This window comes from Nocardia yamanashiensis NBRC 100130 (assembly GCF_001613325.1).
In the GTDB taxonomy this organism is placed as follows: domain Bacteria; phylum Actinomycetota; class Actinomycetes; order Mycobacteriales; family Mycobacteriaceae; genus Nocardia; species Nocardia yamanashiensis.
Window position 1 is genome coordinate 1 of the sequence record NZ_BDCD01000013.1, and the last position, 15,839, is coordinate 15,839.

General features: G+C 68.8%; 13 protein-coding genes. 4 read left to right on the plus strand and 9 right to left on the minus strand.

Features of this window, described 5'->3' with window-relative positions; genetic code table 11:
* Positions 1-132 precede the first annotated feature (132 nt).
* The 9 genes from NY1_RS13190 to infA form a co-directional block, all read right to left on the minus strand.
* Positions 133-957, minus strand: coding sequence for a hypothetical protein (locus NY1_RS13190; RefSeq protein ID WP_157762197.1), 825 nt, complete (start codon positions 955-957; stop codon positions 133-135).
* Between the two features lie 101 nt (positions 958-1,058).
* Positions 1,059-1,973 carry a tRNA pseudouridine(38-40) synthase TruA gene (gene truA, locus NY1_RS13195; RefSeq protein WP_084534930.1) on the minus strand — a complete coding sequence of 305 codons (915 nt, stop codon included), beginning with the start codon at positions 1,971-1,973 and terminating at the stop codon, positions 1,059-1,061.
* A gap of 199 nt (positions 1,974-2,172) precedes the next feature.
* Positions 2,173-2,667: a 50S ribosomal protein L17 gene (gene rplQ, locus NY1_RS13200; RefSeq protein ID WP_067711824.1), complete on the minus strand. Its 495-nt coding sequence runs from the start codon at positions 2,665-2,667 to the stop codon at positions 2,173-2,175.
* A gap of 53 nt (positions 2,668-2,720) precedes the next feature.
* Positions 2,721-3,779: a DNA-directed RNA polymerase subunit alpha gene (locus tag NY1_RS13205; RefSeq protein WP_029923719.1), complete on the minus strand. Its 1,059-nt coding sequence runs from the start codon at positions 3,777-3,779 to the stop codon at positions 2,721-2,723.
* A 184-nt stretch (positions 3,780-3,963) separates the two neighbouring features.
* Positions 3,964-4,569 carry a 30S ribosomal protein S4 gene (gene rpsD / locus NY1_RS13210; RefSeq protein WP_067711827.1) on the minus strand — a complete coding sequence of 202 codons (606 nt, stop codon included), beginning with the start codon at positions 4,567-4,569 and terminating at the stop codon, positions 3,964-3,966.
* A gap of 21 nt (positions 4,570-4,590) precedes the next feature.
* The gene (gene rpsK / locus NY1_RS13215) at positions 4,591-5,004 is read right to left on the minus strand and encodes a 30S ribosomal protein S11 (RefSeq protein ID WP_019045110.1); all 414 of its coding nucleotides are present in this window, start codon (positions 5,002-5,004) and stop codon (positions 4,591-4,593) included.
* Positions 5,005-5,013: 9 nt separating this feature from the next.
* Positions 5,014-5,385 (minus strand): 30S ribosomal protein S13, encoded by a 372-nt coding sequence (gene rpsM, locus NY1_RS13220; protein WP_067711829.1) that lies wholly within the window; start codon positions 5,383-5,385, stop codon positions 5,014-5,016.
* Positions 5,386-5,608: 223 nt separating this feature from the next.
* Positions 5,609-5,722 carry a 50S ribosomal protein L36 gene (gene rpmJ / locus NY1_RS13225; RefSeq protein WP_033085975.1) on the minus strand — a complete coding sequence of 38 codons (114 nt, stop codon included), beginning with the start codon at positions 5,720-5,722 and terminating at the stop codon, positions 5,609-5,611.
* A 96-nt stretch (positions 5,723-5,818) separates the two neighbouring features.
* Positions 5,819-6,040 (minus strand): translation initiation factor IF-1, encoded by a 222-nt coding sequence (gene infA / locus NY1_RS13230; RefSeq protein ID WP_040804562.1) that lies wholly within the window; start codon positions 6,038-6,040, stop codon positions 5,819-5,821.
* A gap of 314 nt (positions 6,041-6,354) precedes the next feature.
* Here infA and NY1_RS45385 point away from each other — a divergent pair, with 314 nt between their 5' ends.
* From NY1_RS45385 to NY1_RS13260, 4 genes are all read left to right on the plus strand, one after another.
* Positions 6,355-10,668 carry a MinD/ParA family ATP-binding protein gene (locus tag NY1_RS45385; RefSeq protein ID WP_369690434.1) on the plus strand — a complete coding sequence of 1,438 codons (4,314 nt, stop codon included), beginning with the start codon at positions 6,355-6,357 and terminating at the stop codon, positions 10,666-10,668.
* Positions 10,669-10,838: 170 nt separating this feature from the next.
* Positions 10,839-12,029, plus strand: a complete 1,191-nt coding sequence (locus NY1_RS13250; protein WP_067711840.1) for a DUF7373 family lipoprotein — start codon at positions 10,839-10,841, stop codon at positions 12,027-12,029.
* Complete coding sequence (locus NY1_RS13255) at positions 12,026-13,921, plus strand: serine/threonine-protein kinase (RefSeq protein WP_067711843.1); 1,896 nt, start codon at positions 12,026-12,028, stop codon at positions 13,919-13,921. The genes NY1_RS13250 and NY1_RS13255 overlap by 4 nt, the downstream gene beginning before the upstream one ends.
* On the plus strand, positions 13,918-15,801 hold the full coding sequence (locus tag NY1_RS13260) for a serine/threonine-protein kinase (protein WP_067711846.1): 1,884 nt from the start codon (positions 13,918-13,920) through the stop codon (positions 15,799-15,801). Before NY1_RS13255 ends, NY1_RS13260 begins: the two co-directional genes overlap by 4 nt.
* Positions 15,802-15,839: the final 38 nt, after the last annotated feature.

Sequence of the window (15,839 nt, forward strand, 5' to 3'; positions counted from 1 at the left end):
GCTCCCAGCGCGATACAGCGCGAACACCACCGGAAAGCAGACACCTCCACCAGCACGCGGCAGTGCGCAAACCACCGGAAATCACACGCATTGTCCGGCAGGATGCGGTGCGAGACGCTGAAGGGCGGCAGCCTATTCCAGTGCGATGCTGTGCAGGTGGGCCCGGAGGACGCGGGCGGCCACGCTGAACGGCGGGATGCCGTCGACGGATTCGTCGAAGGGCAGGACACCGGCATGAAGGTCGGCGAAGTCCAGTTCGGTGCGGACGGCCAGTGCCGCTTCGACCTGGCGGCGAAACTCGGGGGCGGGCAAGGTTTCGACAGCGCCGGTGAATCTTTCTCGCGCGAGGCGCACCGCGGTCTCCAGCTCAGTGCCGGGAAACGGGATGATCTGCTCCGCCGAGCCGTCGCCGAGAGTGTCCACTTCGAGCAGGAATCCGTGTGCGCAGCCGGATCGTTCGAAGGTGCCCACCAATGCCGCACCGACGCCGTCCGGCGAGTTCACGCGGGTGAACGCGGTCGGCCGCACCGGTTCGGTGAGCCGAGACGCCCACGGCGGCGGGATGATTCCGGCCAGCACCAGGCGGTCCACGGCCGCACTCGCCGCATCGGCCAGTTCTCCGGTGGCGAGCCGGGACAAGCCGCACAGCACCCCCAGCGCAGCCGGGCCGGGGCGGGTCTCCAGTAGCAGCACGCACCAGGCGGTGAAAGCATGCGCGAAGGCAGGTCCCCCGAGACCGCCGAACTCCGACACCGCTGCCGCCAGCAGTTCCCCTTCGAACGCGCCCTCGTCGGCAGGCAATTCGGCCGCGCCCGCGAGCACGCCCTCCAGCAGCTGCCACGGATCGAACTCGCCGCGCCGGCAGCGCGGGCAACCGCACCATCCCGGCCTGCGGAATCGGGTTCCGCTCCCCTGCCCGCCGCGCCTTCGCGCCTTACGCCCCCTGTTTCGGCTCATGACCCCACGATCCCCGGCCGCGAGATCCGCCATGCCGAATACCTCGGGGTGCGCGAAGCTTCGCGCGACCCGCACGACCGGCGTGTCGTGCCGTCGAAAAGTCAGTCCCCGCAACAGCCTTCGGCGCTCGCGACGGTGCGCACCTCACGGGTCTGCGCATTCCGGGCCGCGAGATCCGCGTCGGCGGGATAGTCGACGGCGATCAGGCTCAGGCCGTGCGCCGGCGCCACCGTGACCGAACTGGAGCGTTCGCGTTCGTTCAGCAAACCCACGATCCAGTCGGGGGTGCGGCGGCCTTCGCCCACCGCGAGCACGCCGCCCACCAGGCTGCGCACCATGGACCAGCAGAAGGCGTCGGCGCTCACGTACGCGGTCAGCAGGTCACCGTCCTGCTCCCAGTCGAAGCGCTGCAGTTCGCGAATGGTGGTGGCGCCTTCGCGCCGCTTGCAGAACGCGGCGAAATCGTGCAGCCCCAACAGCTTTCGCGAGGCTTCCCGCATGGCTTCGAGGTCGACGCCGGACCGGCAGGGCACCACGTGCCGCGCCTGCAACGGCTCCGCCCCGTAGGCCGCGGTGGTCAGCCGATAGGCGTAATGCCGGCGAATCGCCGAGAACCGGGCATCGAATTCCGGCGGCACGATACGAACGTCCTTGACCCGCACGTCCTTCGGCAGAAACCGGGCCAGCCGATGCACCAGCTTGGGCCCGTCCACCTCGGCGCGGGTATCGAAATGCGCGACCTGCCCCTCCCCGTGCACACCCGCATCGGTCCGCCCCGCCACGGTCAGCTGCACGCTCTCGCGCAGCACCTTGCTCAGCGACTCCTCGAGCACGCCCTGCACGGTGCGCAATCCGGGCTGCCGCGCCCACCCCGTGAAATCGGTGCCGTCATAGCTGATATCCAGTCGTACCCGAACCGCAACCGGCCCCGGCGGCAGATCCTCAACCGTCACAGCGATCTCCTGGTTAACATGGAGAAAGCCCGCCGACCCGGAGGGGACGGCGGGCTCACTCATGGGCTTTCCCGCTTCGGATTCCAGGCGGGCCCGGAATCCAGCTCGTCGGCCCCGGGACGAACCCGGGACCTCGGAACCGGTCCCACACGATCGAGGCCCAAGGAACTACCCCTGAGAACCCCGACCTCGGAACCGGTCCCACTCGATCGGGGTTTCAGGGGTTTACCCCTGAGAACCCCAAGAGTGGGGGAAGGAAGAACTAGTCTTCCTTCTTCTCCTCGGCAGCCTCAGCAGCCGGAGCCTCGGCCTCGACCACAGCCTCTTCGGCGGCGGGGGCTTCAGCGGCCTTCTGCGAGGCGGCAACGCGACGGGCGCGATCGGCTTCGTTGGTCACGGTCTTCTCGCGAACCAGCTCGATGATCGCCATCGGCGCGTTGTCACCCTTGCGCGGGATGGTCTTGATGATCCGGGTGTAGCCACCGTCACGACCCTCGAACGAGGGACCGATCTCGGCGAAGAGGCTGTGCACGACATCCTTGCTACGGATCACCTTCATCACCTCGCGACGGTCGGCAAGGGTGCCGCCCTTCGCCTTGGTGACAAGCTTCTCGGCGTAGGGGCGCAGCGCCTTGGCCTTGGCCTCGGTGGTCGTGATGCGACCGTGCTCGAAGAGCGCCGTCGCCAGATTGGCGAAGATCGCCTTCTGGTGCGACGCCGTCCCGCCGAAGCGGGCACCCTTCTTGGGCTTGGGCATTGTTGGAATCTCCTGTGTCTAAGGCCGATTCGGGGCGCTACACCCCGAATTGCCTAAAGCTGTTCGGTCTCGGCGTAGTCCTGCTCGCCGCTGTCGGTGTCGCTGAACGAACCGCTGTCGCTCCAAGTGCCGCTCGCCGCGTCGTAGCCGACGACGGAGGACGGATCGAAGGAAGCCGGGGAGTCCTTGAGGGACAGGCCGAGCGAGTGCAGCTTGACCTTGACCTCGTCGATGGACTTCTGGCCGAAGTTCCGGATATCCAGCAGGTCGGATTCGGTGCGGGCAACCAGCTCGCCGACGGTGTGCACACCTTCGCGCTTGAGGCAGTTGTAGGACCGCACGGTCAGATCCAGATCCTCGATCGGCAGACCGAACGAAGCGATGTGGTCGGCCTCGGCCGGGCTGGGCCCGATCTCGATGCCTTCCGCCTCGACGTTCAGCTCGCGCGCCAGGCCGAACAGCTCGACCAGGGTCTTACCGGCCGACGCCAGCGCATCCCGAGCGGAGATCGAGTTCTTGGTCTCGACATCCAGGATGAGCCGGTCGAAGTCGGTGCGCTGCTCGACACGAGTCGCCTCGACCTTGTAGGTCACCTTCAGGACCGGGGAGTAGATCGAATCCACCGGAATCCGGCCGATTTCCGCACCCGAGGCCTTGTTCTGCACGGCAGGAACGTAGCCGCGACCGCGCTCGACAACGAGCTCGATCTCCAGCTTGCCCTTGTCGTTCAGGGTGGCGATGTGCATGTCCGGGTTGTGGACGGTCACACCGGCCGGCGGGACGATGTCACCGGCGGTGACGGTGCCCGGGCCCTGCTTGCGCACGTACATGGTGACCGGCTCGTCCTCTTCGGACGACACCACGAGGCCCTTGAGGTTCAGGATGATGTCGGTGACATCTTCCTTCACGCCCGGAACCGTGGTGAACTCGTGCAGCACGCCGTCGATGCGGATGCTGGTGACCGCGGCACCCGGAATGCTCGAGAGCAGGGTGCGGCGCAGCGAGTTGCCGAGGGTGTAACCGAAGCCCGGCTCCAGCGGTTCGATGGTGAACCGCGACCGGTTCTCGGACACGACCTCTTCGGTCAGCGTCGGTCGCTGTGAAATCAGCATGGATACTCTTCCTCCTTCGGACGCCCACTATTTGACGCCCACGTTTGGGAGCTGTGAGAAACCAAGGGGCTTGCGCCCCAATCCCTTTGGGGGGCCTGGGGGCAAGGCCCCCAGTCCCCCTTTCCGGGGGTGTGGGGGCGAAGCCCCCACGTGGTTTCCCACCAGCGGTGCGTTACCGCACCTATTACTTCGAGTAGAACTCGACGATCAGCTGTTCCTGCAGCGGAACATCGATCTGCGCACGCTCGGGGAGCTGGTGCACCAGAATGCGAAGGCGGCCGGGAACGACCTGGAGCCAACCCGGAACCGGGCGGTCGCCGACGGTCTCACGCGCAACCTGGAAAGGCAGCGTGGGCAGCGACTTCTCCTTGACATCGATGATGTCGTACTGGGAGACCTGGTACGACGGCACATCGACCTTCACGCCGTTGACGATGAAGTGGCCGTGCGAGACGAGCTGACGAGCCTGGCGACGGGTACGAGCCAGACCGGCGCGGTACACGACGTTGTCCAGACGAGCCTCGAGCAGACGCAGCAGGTTGTCGCCGGTCTTGCCCTTCTGGCGGTTCGCCTCTTCGTAGTACTTGCGGAACTGCTTCTCCATGACGCCGTAGGAGAAACGAGCCTTCTGCTTCTCCTGGAGCTGCATCAGGTACTCGGATTCCTTGATCCGCGCGCGGCCGTGCTGGCCGGGCGGGTAAGGACGACGCTCGAACGCCTGGTCGCCTCCGACGAGGTCGACACGCAGACGACGCGACTTGCGGGTGATGGGGCCTGTATAACGAGCCATTTTTCGCTAAATCCTTTCCCGCTAGACGCGACGCCGCTTGGGCGGACGGCAGCCGTTGTGCGGCTGCGGGGTGACATCAGAGATCGAACCCACCTCGAGGCCGGCGGCCTGCAGCGAGCGGATCGCGGTCTCGCGGCCCGAACCCGGGCCCTTCACGAAGACGTCGACCTTCTTGACACCGTTCTCCTGCGCCTTGCGGGCAGCGTTCTCGGCGGCGAGCTGCGCGGCGAACGGGGTCGACTTACGCGAACCCTTGAAGCCGACGTGACCCGAGGACGCCCACGAGATGACGTTGCCTTCCGGGTCGGTGATGGACACGATCGTGTTGTTGAACGTGCTCTTGATGTGCGCGTGGCCGTGCGGGATGTTCTTCTTATCCCGGCGACGCGACTTCTGAGTCTTCTTCGGGCCAGCGGCCCGGCTCTTCGGAGGCATGCGCTATCCCTACTTCTTCTTACCGGCGACGGTCTTCTTCGGACCCTTACGCGTGCGGGCGTTGGTCTTCGTCCGCTGGCCGCGCACGGGGAGACCGCGGCGGTGCCGCAGGCCCTGGTAGCAGCCGATCTCGATCTTGCGACGAATGTCGGCCTGCACCTCGCGACGCAGGTCACCCTCGACCTTGAACTCGCTCGCCTCGATGTAATCGCGGAGCTTGGTCAGGTCGTCATCGCTGAGGTCCTTGGAACGCAGATCGGCGCTGACGCCGGTCGCGGCCAGGATCTCCTTGGCGCGGGTACGGCCGATGCCGTAGATGTAGGTCAGCGCGATCTCCATGCGCTTTTCGCGCGGGAGGTCGACGCCCATCAGACGTGCCATGTTTGGCGATTCCTTACTTTTGCGGAGGTCTGCTCCCAGTCCGTCCCCGCGTGTGGGGCCCCGGCCTCCGTGCCGGGGGAAGGCCGCCATCCGCCCCTGACGGGACTCGGCGACGGCGACTGGTGCTGGGAGTTCTTCTTCTAGCCAATCCGAACCGCGTTCGGTGCTTGGCTGGTGAGCGACCGGGAAAACAACCCCGGTGAGCCCGGCGCTAAGACCGGACTCAGCCCTGACGCTGCTTGTGGCGCAGGTTCTCGCAGATCACCATGACTCGCCCGTGACGGCGAATCACCTTGCACTTCTCGCAGATCGGCTTGACGGACGGCTGAACCTTCACGTCAGATCCAATCTGGGTTGGTGTCCACTGGCCGTGAACACAGTTGTTCCCCGGTCAGTTCGACCGGGGAAAACCGGGACTCGAGGCCCCGGAAACTCACTTGTAGCGGTAGACGATGCGACCGCGGGTCAAGTCGTAGGGCGAAAGCTCCACGACGACGCGGTCCTCGGGCAGGATGCGAATGTAGTGCTGCCGCATCTTGCCGCTGATGTGCGCGAGAACCTTGTGACCGTTCTCCAGCTCGATCCGGAACATCGCATTGGGCAACGGCTCGATAACCCGGCCCTCGACCTCGATGGCCCCTTCCTTCTTCGCCATATCCTCCGCGATCCCGGTTAGGCTGAACCTGGTTGGTTCATGCTCTGTACGGCTGGTGGGTCGTCACAGTTCGTCGTGCATTTGCGTCGACCAGCTGCGATACTCAGCGGGCCCGCATGCGGACATGCCACAACCACTCTGAGAACGCACCAGCAGCCAAGCTTACCCGTATCCCCAGATGCGGCCAAATACGGCCGCCCGGACGTGCGCCAGAACACCTTCTCGTCCCGCCTCCCCCGGACAGCCCCGCCGACTCTCGCTAAACTGGCGTCGCAATCGAGCAAGATCGGGACTCAGGGGTACGAGGGGTAGATGTGAGTCGCACCAACGACGGCCTCCCCATGCTGCCGCCGTGGCTGTCCGAGAACGAGGTCACGCCGGCCGGTTACGAAGAACCCGTACGCAACCTCCCCCAAGAGGACCCGATCCCGGAGGAGAAGTCCTCCCGCGGCTTCTTCGGCCGCCGCAAGTCCCGCAAAGACGCCCCGGCCCCCGAACCCGAGCACACCCCCGAACCGGTCCGCATCCCGCCGACCCCCTCGTGGAACCAGCCCGGCCAGCCCCCGTCCCCCACCGACGGCCGCGCCCCCGAATCCCAGCCCTACCGCCCCCCGGTAGCCCCCACCCAACCTCCGGCCACCCCGGCCGCCCCCACCCAGCGCTGGTCCTCCGCCACCCAGCCACCCGCACAACCGGCCACCCCGCCCCAACAGCGGCCCCCCGCCGACCCGCCGACCCCACCTCAGCAGCGTGGTCCGGCCGACCTGCCGACCCCACCTCAGCAGCGTGGCCCGGCCGACCTGCCGACCCCGCCCCAGCAGCGTGGCCCGGCCGACCTGCCGACCCCGCCCCAGCAGCGCGGTCCGGCCGATCCGCCGACCCCGTCGCAGCTGCGCGGCGCCGCGAATCCTCCTGCGCCACCGCACATCCCGGCCCCGTTCACGGGAGCCGACCCGGTCCCGCCGCGCCCGCCCGTGGCCCCTTCGGACCCGACCGTTCACACCCGCATCCCCCCGATGCCGCCCCTCGGCGACCCCGGCCTCCCACCCGCGCCCGCAGCAAACCGCAACGGCGACAGCCGAATTCCGCCCCAGCGCGACCCCGCAGGCGACCGCGGGCTCCCACCCCACCCCGATCTCGCGAACGACCACGGCCTCCCGCCTCGCCCCGATCTCGCGGGCGACCACGGGCTCCCGTCTCGGCCCGGCCACGCCGCCGAGGGTGGACTCCCGCCACAGCCCGCCACCGGACCCGGCCGGCAACTGCCACCACAGCCCGACCTCAACGGTGATCGCCGGCTGCCGCCGTCGCCGCCGCACATCGACAACGGCCAGAGCATCCCGGAACCGCCGGCCGCGTCCGCCCCATCCGCGATGACCACGCGCATGCCGCTGCCCCCATCGCCGAATGCCGCTCCCCCGCCTCCGGCTCCACTCGACCCGAACGCCGAAGCGCAGCAACCACAGTCGTCCGCACCGCACCCGGCCCGAGTTCCGCTGCCTCCGCCGCCGCCCGCCGCGGATGCCCCGACGCCAGGCACCGCAGGCCCGGCCGACCTCACGACCCGCGTCCCGGTGACCCCACCCGCCCGCCCCGAGATCCCCGCCCCGCCGAATCCGGCAGGCAATCCCGGCGCGACCGGCCCCACCCCGGCAACTGCCGCGCCTACCACCCGCTTCCCGGACAGCCCTGCCCCCGAAGCGGTTTCGCCGACCGACCGCGATCACACACCAGAGGACCGCCCCGGCGCGGCCAACCCTGCGACCGATTCCCGCTCCGCCGCAGGAGCGCTGACCGGCCCGAGGCCCGAAGCGACCACCGCACAGGGGAACTCGAACTCGCCGGATGGAACTGCGGCCGCGGATTCGACGACCGCCGCGCCACGCCCCCATGTCGGTGCGGTCACACCGCCGCTGAACCGCCCGGCCGTCGGCTCCGATGCCACGGGCGCAGCCGCGGATTCCGGCACGTCCGATTATGCGGTGCCCGCAGCCACCACGGGCAGCCAAAGTTCGAGTGGTATCCCGCGATCGGACTCGGCCGTCTCCGATCCGATCGACGCCGCGCGGACCCGGAACAGTTCCGACCTCGACACCACGGCCGGTGACGCCGATCCGGCTTCTGCCGCAGCGCAATCCGGGCCTAGCTCCGCAACGGCCGACTCCCGAACGGTGGGCGCACCCAACGCCGCGGGGACCCCGTCGCCGATCGGTCTGCACCCGACCGACGCGGCGTGGGCGGCGGCGAGCGGACCCATTCGTGGAACCTCCGACTTCGATCCGGTTGCCGCCGCCGCACAGGCGGCTGCCGCCTCCGGACTCATCGGCACGCCGTCCGGCGACAATGCCGAAGCGGCCGAAACAGATGCGCAGGCTCCGGCTTCCTCCGACGTTTCGAATGCCGAAGGCGAACCCAGCACCGGGCAGTTGCCCGTGACCGGTGGGCGGCATCGCGCGATCGATGCGCCGCTTACTCCGTCGCAGGGTTTCCAGGCAGCCGGTGGGCCGCAGCTGGATTCGTGGGCGAATCAGCAGGGCCCGTCGCCTTACGGTCCCCGTGGCGTCGAGCCCGGTCAGCCGGGCGTGCCCGGTCCGGCCGCTCCGCAGCCTGATCCGAGCAACCAGTGGGCGGCTCCGGCTCCGCATACGCCGGCCGCTGCCAATATGGTCCCGCCTGCTCAGCCCCTGGGCCCGGGCAATATGGCACCGGCCGCGCAGCCTCTCGGGCCGGGCAATATGGCGCCCGGTCCAGTCGGTATGGCCCCGCCTGCTTATCCGTCCGGTGCGCCCGGCTCGGTGCCGCCGGGTGTGGGTGATCCGAATTCCCCGGTGGGACCGGGACCGGGGCCGGGGGCTCGGACCGGGCAGAATCCGTTCGCGCCGCCGGTCGGCTCCGAGTCGAATCCGGTGCCGGGCAACGTCGGTGGCGCGCAGCCTTACGGGCCTGCTTCGAAGCCGAATCCGTGGCAGACCAACGGTTCGCCGGGCGGTCCGGGAACGAATGGTGGCCACTTCGCACCGGGGATGAATCCTCAGGGGACCGGCTCGCAGCCGCTCGTGCCGCACTCGAATTCGCCGATGCCGCAAGGATCTACGACGCAGTCCGGGTCGAATCCGCTGGTGCCGCCGGTCGGATACGGGCCTAATGCTCCTACTGCCCCGGACGGCGTGCCGTCGCACGGTCCCGCATCCCAGCAGAGCCCGTGGCAGCAGAACGGTCCGGTCGGTTCGCCTTCGCAGTGGAATGGCGGGGGGATCCCAACTGGTCCGGGGCAGCAGGCCGGTACGGCCGCGCCGACGAATGCGCCCCAAGGCGGTAGCCCGCACGAGGCGGGGCAATCCGCTGATGCGCGTCCCGATCACGAGGCGAGCGGACAGCGGCCGAGCGAACTGCCCGGGCAGCCGGGTGGGAACGCACCTCTCGGAGCCGCAGGACAGCCGGGATCCGATCCTGCGACCGAGGGTCAGCCGGGCGCAGCCCCGCACGCCGGCGCGGATGCCATTGGGCAGCAGGCCAACTGGGCGCAGGGCGGGCAGCCGGCACAGCACGGTGCTGTGGACCCGCAGTTGGCCGCGTGGGCCGCGCAGCAGCAGGCCGCCCGGCAAGGGGCGGACGGGCAGCAGTGGGGCCAGCCGCAGGGGTCCGGCGGACAGCAGTGGGGTGGGCAGCCGCAGTGGGGTGGGGGTGCTCCGGGGAGTCCGGCGCCTTCGCTCGACGATGTGCCGATGCGACGGGCCAAGAAGGCGCCGGGGACCGGATGGCGCAAGGCTGTGCATCACATGTCGGGCGGGAATATCAATCCCGGCATGTCGGCCGAGGAGCGGCGGCTGCAGGAATTGGTCGCGCGGATTCGGCAGCCGGTGCGCGGGGATTACCGGATCGCGGTGCTGTCGCTGAAGGGCGGCGTCGGTAAGACCACCACTACCATGGGTCTGGGGTCGACTTTCGCTTCCATTCGCGGGGACCGGGTCATCGCGGTGGACGCGAACCCGGACTTCGGAACCCTGTCGCAGCGCGTGCCGCTGCAGACGCGGTCCACCGTGCGAGATCTGCTGCTGGACCCGAACATTCAGCGGTACTCGGATGTGCGGCGGCATACCTCGCAGGGCGGCAGCCGGTTGGAAGTGCTTGCCAGCGAACGGGATCCGGCCGCTTCGGAAGCCTTCAGCGATGAGGAATACCGTGCCGTGGCGCGGATTCTGCAGCGCTTCTACAACATCATCCTCACCGATTGCGGTACCGGGCTGATGCATTCGGCCATGGCGGGCGTGCTCGACCTGGCGCATTCGCTGGTGCTGATCTCGTCCTCGGCCATCGACGGTGCGCGCAGTGCGGCGGCCACCCTGGACTGGTTGTCACTGCACGGCCACGACCATCTGGTGCGAAACGCGGTGGTGGTCATCAACCTGCCCCGCCCGGGCGCGCCGAACGTGGGCATCAATCAGCTGCGTGACTACTTCCTGTCCCGCTGCCGCGCGGTCCACATCATCCCCTACGACCCGCATCTGGGCGAGGGCGCGGAGATCGACCTGCATCGCCTGAGCAAGCCGGTGAAGCGCGCGTACGTGGAGCTCGCCGCCACGGTGGCCGACGATTTCGTCGTCGATCACCGCCGCCATCGCGGCTGATCCGCGGCACCGCCCCGGACCGGCACAAATCGGGTGCCCCGTAACCGGTTTCTCGGCTGGCTGGCCCCGGCGCGCCGGTGATAGGTTGACGCCGACCGAGACCGGACAGTCGCTCGGTTCAGTTTGCAGTCGAAAAGTCCGTGCGCACCGTCGCCGGACCTAGGGGGGTTATGCGGTTCCGGTTCCACCGGCTCGCTGCGGTGGCGCTGGCCGCGGTATCCATGAGCGGTCTCACCGCCGCCTGCGGTTCGGACTCCGTTTCGAGCCAGGCGGATTCACGCTACGGCACATATTCGATCCAACGCCCGGGCAGCGAATACGACGACGGGGCAGACCGCGGCCGGGGCCGCCTGGCGGAGAGCCTGCGCCTGGCCGATCACATCGTGTACGGCAGCGACGTCGCGCCGGAGCTGACGGCGGGCCGCGGCGGCCGGGTGATCTACCAGCCGCACGGCCTGGAGAACGCCACCGCCGTGCGCGCCGAAGCGGTGGTGCCGTTCGACCTGCTCGGCGCCTATGTCGCGGATGCGGCGGATACCGCGTATCTCGGTGCGCACGAAGATCATTACGAACTGACGGTGGCCCTGCTCTCCTTCCCGGACGAGCAGGCCGCCACCGCGGCCGCCGCAGCCGTGGAGGCCGAGGACTTCCGCCTGAACGCCGAGAACGTCCCGTTCCCGATCCCGGATCAGCCGACGGCACTGAGCCATTGGCGTCCGGGCCGTCCGGACATGGGCACCTGGATGGCATACAAGTCCGTGGTGATCGGCATGTACGTGCAGATCCGCGAACCGAACCTGGACCGCATGGTCGCCATCGCGTCCAAGGCCTACCAGCTGCAGACCGCGCTGCTGGCCGACTACACCGTGGCCTCCACCAAAGCCGACGAGCCGAATCTGAAGCTGGACCGCGACAAACTCCTCACCCGGCTGGTGCGGACCGGCAGCGGAACCCCCGATCAACGAGACTTCGCGGTCTACGGTCCTCGCGCCTTCGCGGTCAGGAACACCGCCCCGGCGGCCGCTGCCAAGCGATACCGGGACGCCGGGGTGGATGCGATCGCGGTGTCGGACAACAAGTATCTGTATCGGCTCCCCGACGCCGCCGCGGCGACCGGGTTCGCCGCACAGCTGGCCGCCGACCCGGGCGTATCGAAGTACGCGCCGATCACCGGCGTCGCCGACGTCCCCGAGATCGCGTGTCTCCGAGCGGCCCAGGCCGATCCGACCGTGGCCACCGCACATCGCTTCCGCTGCCTGATCCCGCACGGGAAGTACGTCGCGGAAGTGTTCAGCAATCAAGAGTCGGATGTGCGCCAACTGGCTGCCGCCGAGTACGCGGTATTGAAGGACGGCGAATGAAGGGCTTGGGTTCCAAGGATCCGGAATGGCTGGGCCGCAATCGCATGGTGGCCGTGATCGGCCAGGGCGGCATGGGCCGGGTGCTGCTGGGCCAGGCGCCGTCGGGAAGACTGGTGGCGGTCAAGCGGATTCACCCGCACCTGGCCGGCAACGCGGAATTCCGCGCCCGCTTCCATCGCGAGGTGCAGGCCAGCAGCAAGGTCACCGGCGCGTACACCGCCGGCGTCGTGGACAGCGACACCGAATCGCCGACCCCTTGGCTGGCAACCGAATACATCCCCGGCCCGTCGCTGAAGACGGTGGTCGAGGAGACCGGACCGCTGTCCCTGGGCGGCTTGCGGCTGCTGGCCGCCGGTCTGGCGGCGGCCATGATCGAGATCCACCGGGCGGGGCTCATTCACCGAGATCTCAAGCCCGCCAACGTCTTGCTCTCCACCGACGGCCCACGGGTGATCGATTTCGGTATCGCGCGAGCCCTGGAAGGCGATGCCCAGCTCACCGCCACCGGCTCGGTGATCGGCTCCCCCGCCTTCATGTCGCCCGAACAGGCGCAGGGCCAGCCGCTGTCCCCGGCCGCCGACGTGTTCTCGGTGGGCGCGATCCTGACCATGGCCGCGACCGGGGCGAGCCCGTTCGCGGGTACCGCCACCCCGCAGGTGCTCTACAACGTCATGTACAACCCGCCGGATATCTCCCGGGTGCCGGAACCGTTGCGGGACATCGTCGGTCGCTGCCTGGCGAAGGATCCCGAACAACGCCCGGCACCCGAGGAACTGATGGCGGCGGCCGGGCAGATCGAGGCCGAACCGGTATGGCCGGGTGCGGTGCGCGAGGTGATCGCCACCCATCGCACCGATTCCGAATGGTGGGCCGAGACCACCGCCAAACACGCGAAATATCAAGCGCAGCTGGCGGATCTGCAGGCCCGGCGCAAACGCACCGTGCTCCGCTCCGCCGCAGCGGCGGGCGTGGTGGCATTGCTCTGCGGCCTCGGCGCGGGTGCACGCGAACTGGCATTGCAGTCGGGCCACGCCACCCCGATGACCAACCCGCCGGTGGCGCTGACCGGAGCGGAATGGCAGCTGCTGGATACCTGTGCCGTGGTGGAGAAGGCCGGTATCGCCACAATCGGCCAGCGCACCGGCGAGATCAAGAACGATGTCTCCGGCGGCTGTTCATCCTCCTTCACACCGACCTCGGGCGAGAAGCGCAGCCTGAGCCTCACTTTCACGGGGACCGTGTCGGAAACGTTGGGCAAGTGGACGCCGACCGGCGGTTCCGCCGCGTGGATGCCGATCTACGGACTTTTCCTGGATACCACCAACTGCCAGCGCCGGGTGGTGACCCAGAGCAGCCCGCGGATGGTGCTGGAGGTGACCGCGGGCGGAAAGGGCATCGAATCGTGTAAAGCCGCCGAAGCGGGGATCCTCTCGATCGCGAACCAGCTCGCGGTGAACGCCCCGCTGGTGACCGTTCCGGGCAACGCGATCCGCCGGCTGGAACCGTGCGCGCTGCTGGACGGGCAAACGGCCGCGAAGGTGCTCGGCGGCACCGACTCCCGGCGCCTGCTCCAACCCGGCACCTGTTACCTGGAGAGCGACAAGTTCTTCATGAGCCTCGAGCTCTCGGAGACCACCCGGCCAGATTTGCCCGATTTATCAGGCAAAGCCCCGCCGACCACGCAGGTCGACGGCAAGATCGTCTATCTCGATGACGGCGTGACCAAGTACGGCCAGGGGAACTGCACGCTGAAGTACATGGTTCGCCCCACCGCCGACAAGAAGGCGGACGTCGTGAACATCATGCTGGGCAGCTGGGGCGACGACAACACGACCTCCTGCGACCGGGCCAAGCAGGCCATGGCCGCGGTACTACCCCAGCTGCCGAAATGACCGTCCAGCGACTGGGTCCGGACGATCCGCACCAGATCGGCCGCTACCGGATCCTCGGCGTGCTGGGCGCGGGCGGTATGGGCCGCGTGCTGCTCGGCACCGGCGCGGACGGCCGCCTGGTGGCGATCAAACAGGTGCACGGCCATCTGCTCGGGGAAGCCGAGTACCGGGCCCGCTTCCGCCGGGAAGTGACCGCGACGACCCGGGTTTCGGGCGCGTTCACCGCACCGGTCATCGATTTCGACATCGATGCGCCGGCCCCGTGGCTGGCGTCGGCCTTCGTGCTGGGCGTGCCCTTGGATCAGGTGATCTCCGAATGGGGTCCGCTGCCGGTGCCCGCGCTGCGCATGCTGGCCGCCGGGCTCGCGGCGGCGCTGGAGGCGGTGCATCGCGCCGGGCTGGTGCATCGAGATCTCAAGCCCGCCAATGTGCTGCTGGCCGCCGACGGTCCCAGGGTCATCGATTTCGGTATCGCGCAGCTGGCGGAGAATCCGGGCGGTCTCACCGAAACCGGTTCCGCACTGGGCTCTCCCGCCTTCATGTCACCGGAACAAGCGCTGTCGGAGCGTGTTTCGTCCGCTTCGGACGTGTTCTCGCTGGGTGCGCTACTGGTGAACGCCGCGACGGGCGCGCATCCGTTCGCGGCGCAGACCATGGCCTACACGCTGTTCAATATCGTGCACGTGGACCCGGACCTGTCCCGGGTGCCGCCCGAGTTCCGGGAGCTGCTGACCACCTGCCTGGACAAGGATCCGGCCGCGCGCCCCACGCCCGCGCAGATCTTGCAGTATCTCGGCCGGCCGGAATCGTTCGGGCGGCCGTGGCCGGAAGCCATTCACGAGGAAATCGACCGGCGGGCAAGCAAACTGACCGTGCTGACCGCCGACCCGGAAGGCACCTCGGTACTGCCGGGCGCGCGCCGGAACCCGGCTACCCGTACCGCCATGGCCGGCGCGCCCTCGGCACGCCGGCGCGGCCGTTCACGGATTCTGGTCACCGCGCTGGTCGCACTACTCGTCGTGACGGTCACGGCGGGGGCGGCCTGGTGGCGCTGGGACGGCGAGAAAGCGGCCGACCCGGCCCAGCACACGCTGGCCGAGTTGCGCGCCACCGACGCCTGCGGCTGGCTGCGCGCGGCGCTGGGCTCCACGCTGCCGGAGAACCTCGTACCGGCCTGGTCGCCGGACGTCACGACGTGGCAGTTCCAGACCGAACCGGACTGGAGCTGCCGCGCGGTCGGCGGCCGGGATCAAACGCTGTCGTTCCAGCCCGGCGGGTACTTCGACACGCTCACCCGCACCGGAACCACACTGGCCAGTCGCCCGGTGCTCGGATCGAGCTACGAGTCCGGCTGCGAACGCGGTCTGCAAACAGCTGGCGCACAGGAACATTGGGGCCTGCGGGTGTCCGTCGGCAAGGGCGATCAGTGCGCGCTGGCGGACTACGCGCTCGCCAAGTCGATCGCCATCGGCTCGCCGCCGCGCGCCGCCGACCGCACCGGGTCACTGGCGCTCGTCGACCCGTGCACGCTGGTCGATCGCGAGACCCTCACCGCGACGCTCGGCCCGCAGCCCGACGACAACGCCAAAGGCGCCGCGCACGTCTGCCAGTGGACCGGCACCCAGGATCTGAAGGTGACCGCGAGCCGCGAGCGGACGACCTCGCGACAGTACCCCGAGGTCGATCTGGGCGACGGCCGGGTGCTGCTGGCTCCGGCGAGCAAGGTGGCTTCGATCTGCACCCGCGACTTCCGGTACCGGGAGCTCGGCGAGTTCACCGAACAGCTGGAGATCCGGATACAGGGCGGATCGGACAATGAAGCCAATTGCCGCACAGCGGAATCCATCGCTCGCACAGTGGTGGCGAACCTGCCGAAATGAGTCCGGCGCGCTCCGGGTCACCCTCGGACCCGGAGCAC

Bases quoted from the DNA above. Each gene is read 5' to 3' on its own strand.
- NY1_RS13255 (WP_067711843.1), top strand. From the start codon at position 12,026: ATGAAGGGCTTGGGTTCCAAGGATCCGGAATGGCTGGGCCGCAATCGC.
- rpsK (WP_019045110.1), bottom strand. From the start codon at position 5,004: ATGCCTCCGAAGAGCCGGGCCGCTGGCCCGAAGAAGACTCAGAAGTCG.
- rpsD (WP_067711827.1), bottom strand. From the start codon at position 4,569: ATGGCTCGTTATACAGGCCCCATCACCCGCAAGTCGCGTCGTCTGCGT.
- rpsM (WP_067711829.1), bottom strand. From the start codon at position 5,385: ATGGCACGTCTGATGGGCGTCGACCTCCCGCGCGAAAAGCGCATGGAG.
- NY1_RS13205 (WP_029923719.1), bottom strand. From the start codon at position 3,779: ATGCTGATTTCACAGCGACCGACGCTGACCGAAGAGGTCGTGTCCGAG.
- truA (WP_084534930.1), bottom strand. From the start codon at position 1,973: ATGAGTGAGCCCGCCGTCCCCTCCGGGTCGGCGGGCTTTCTCCATGTT.
- NY1_RS13250 (WP_067711840.1), top strand. From the start codon at position 10,839: ATGCGGTTCCGGTTCCACCGGCTCGCTGCGGTGGCGCTGGCCGCGGTA.
- NY1_RS13260 (WP_067711846.1), top strand. From the start codon at position 13,918: ATGACCGTCCAGCGACTGGGTCCGGACGATCCGCACCAGATCGGCCGC.
- rplQ (WP_067711824.1), bottom strand. From the start codon at position 2,667: ATGCCCAAGCCCAAGAAGGGTGCCCGCTTCGGCGGGACGGCGTCGCAC.
- infA (WP_040804562.1), bottom strand. From the start codon at position 6,040: ATGGCGAAGAAGGAAGGGGCCATCGAGGTCGAGGGCCGGGTTATCGAG.
- NY1_RS13190 (WP_157762197.1), bottom strand. From the start codon at position 957: ATGAGCCGAAACAGGGGGCGTAAGGCGCGAAGGCGCGGCGGGCAGGGG.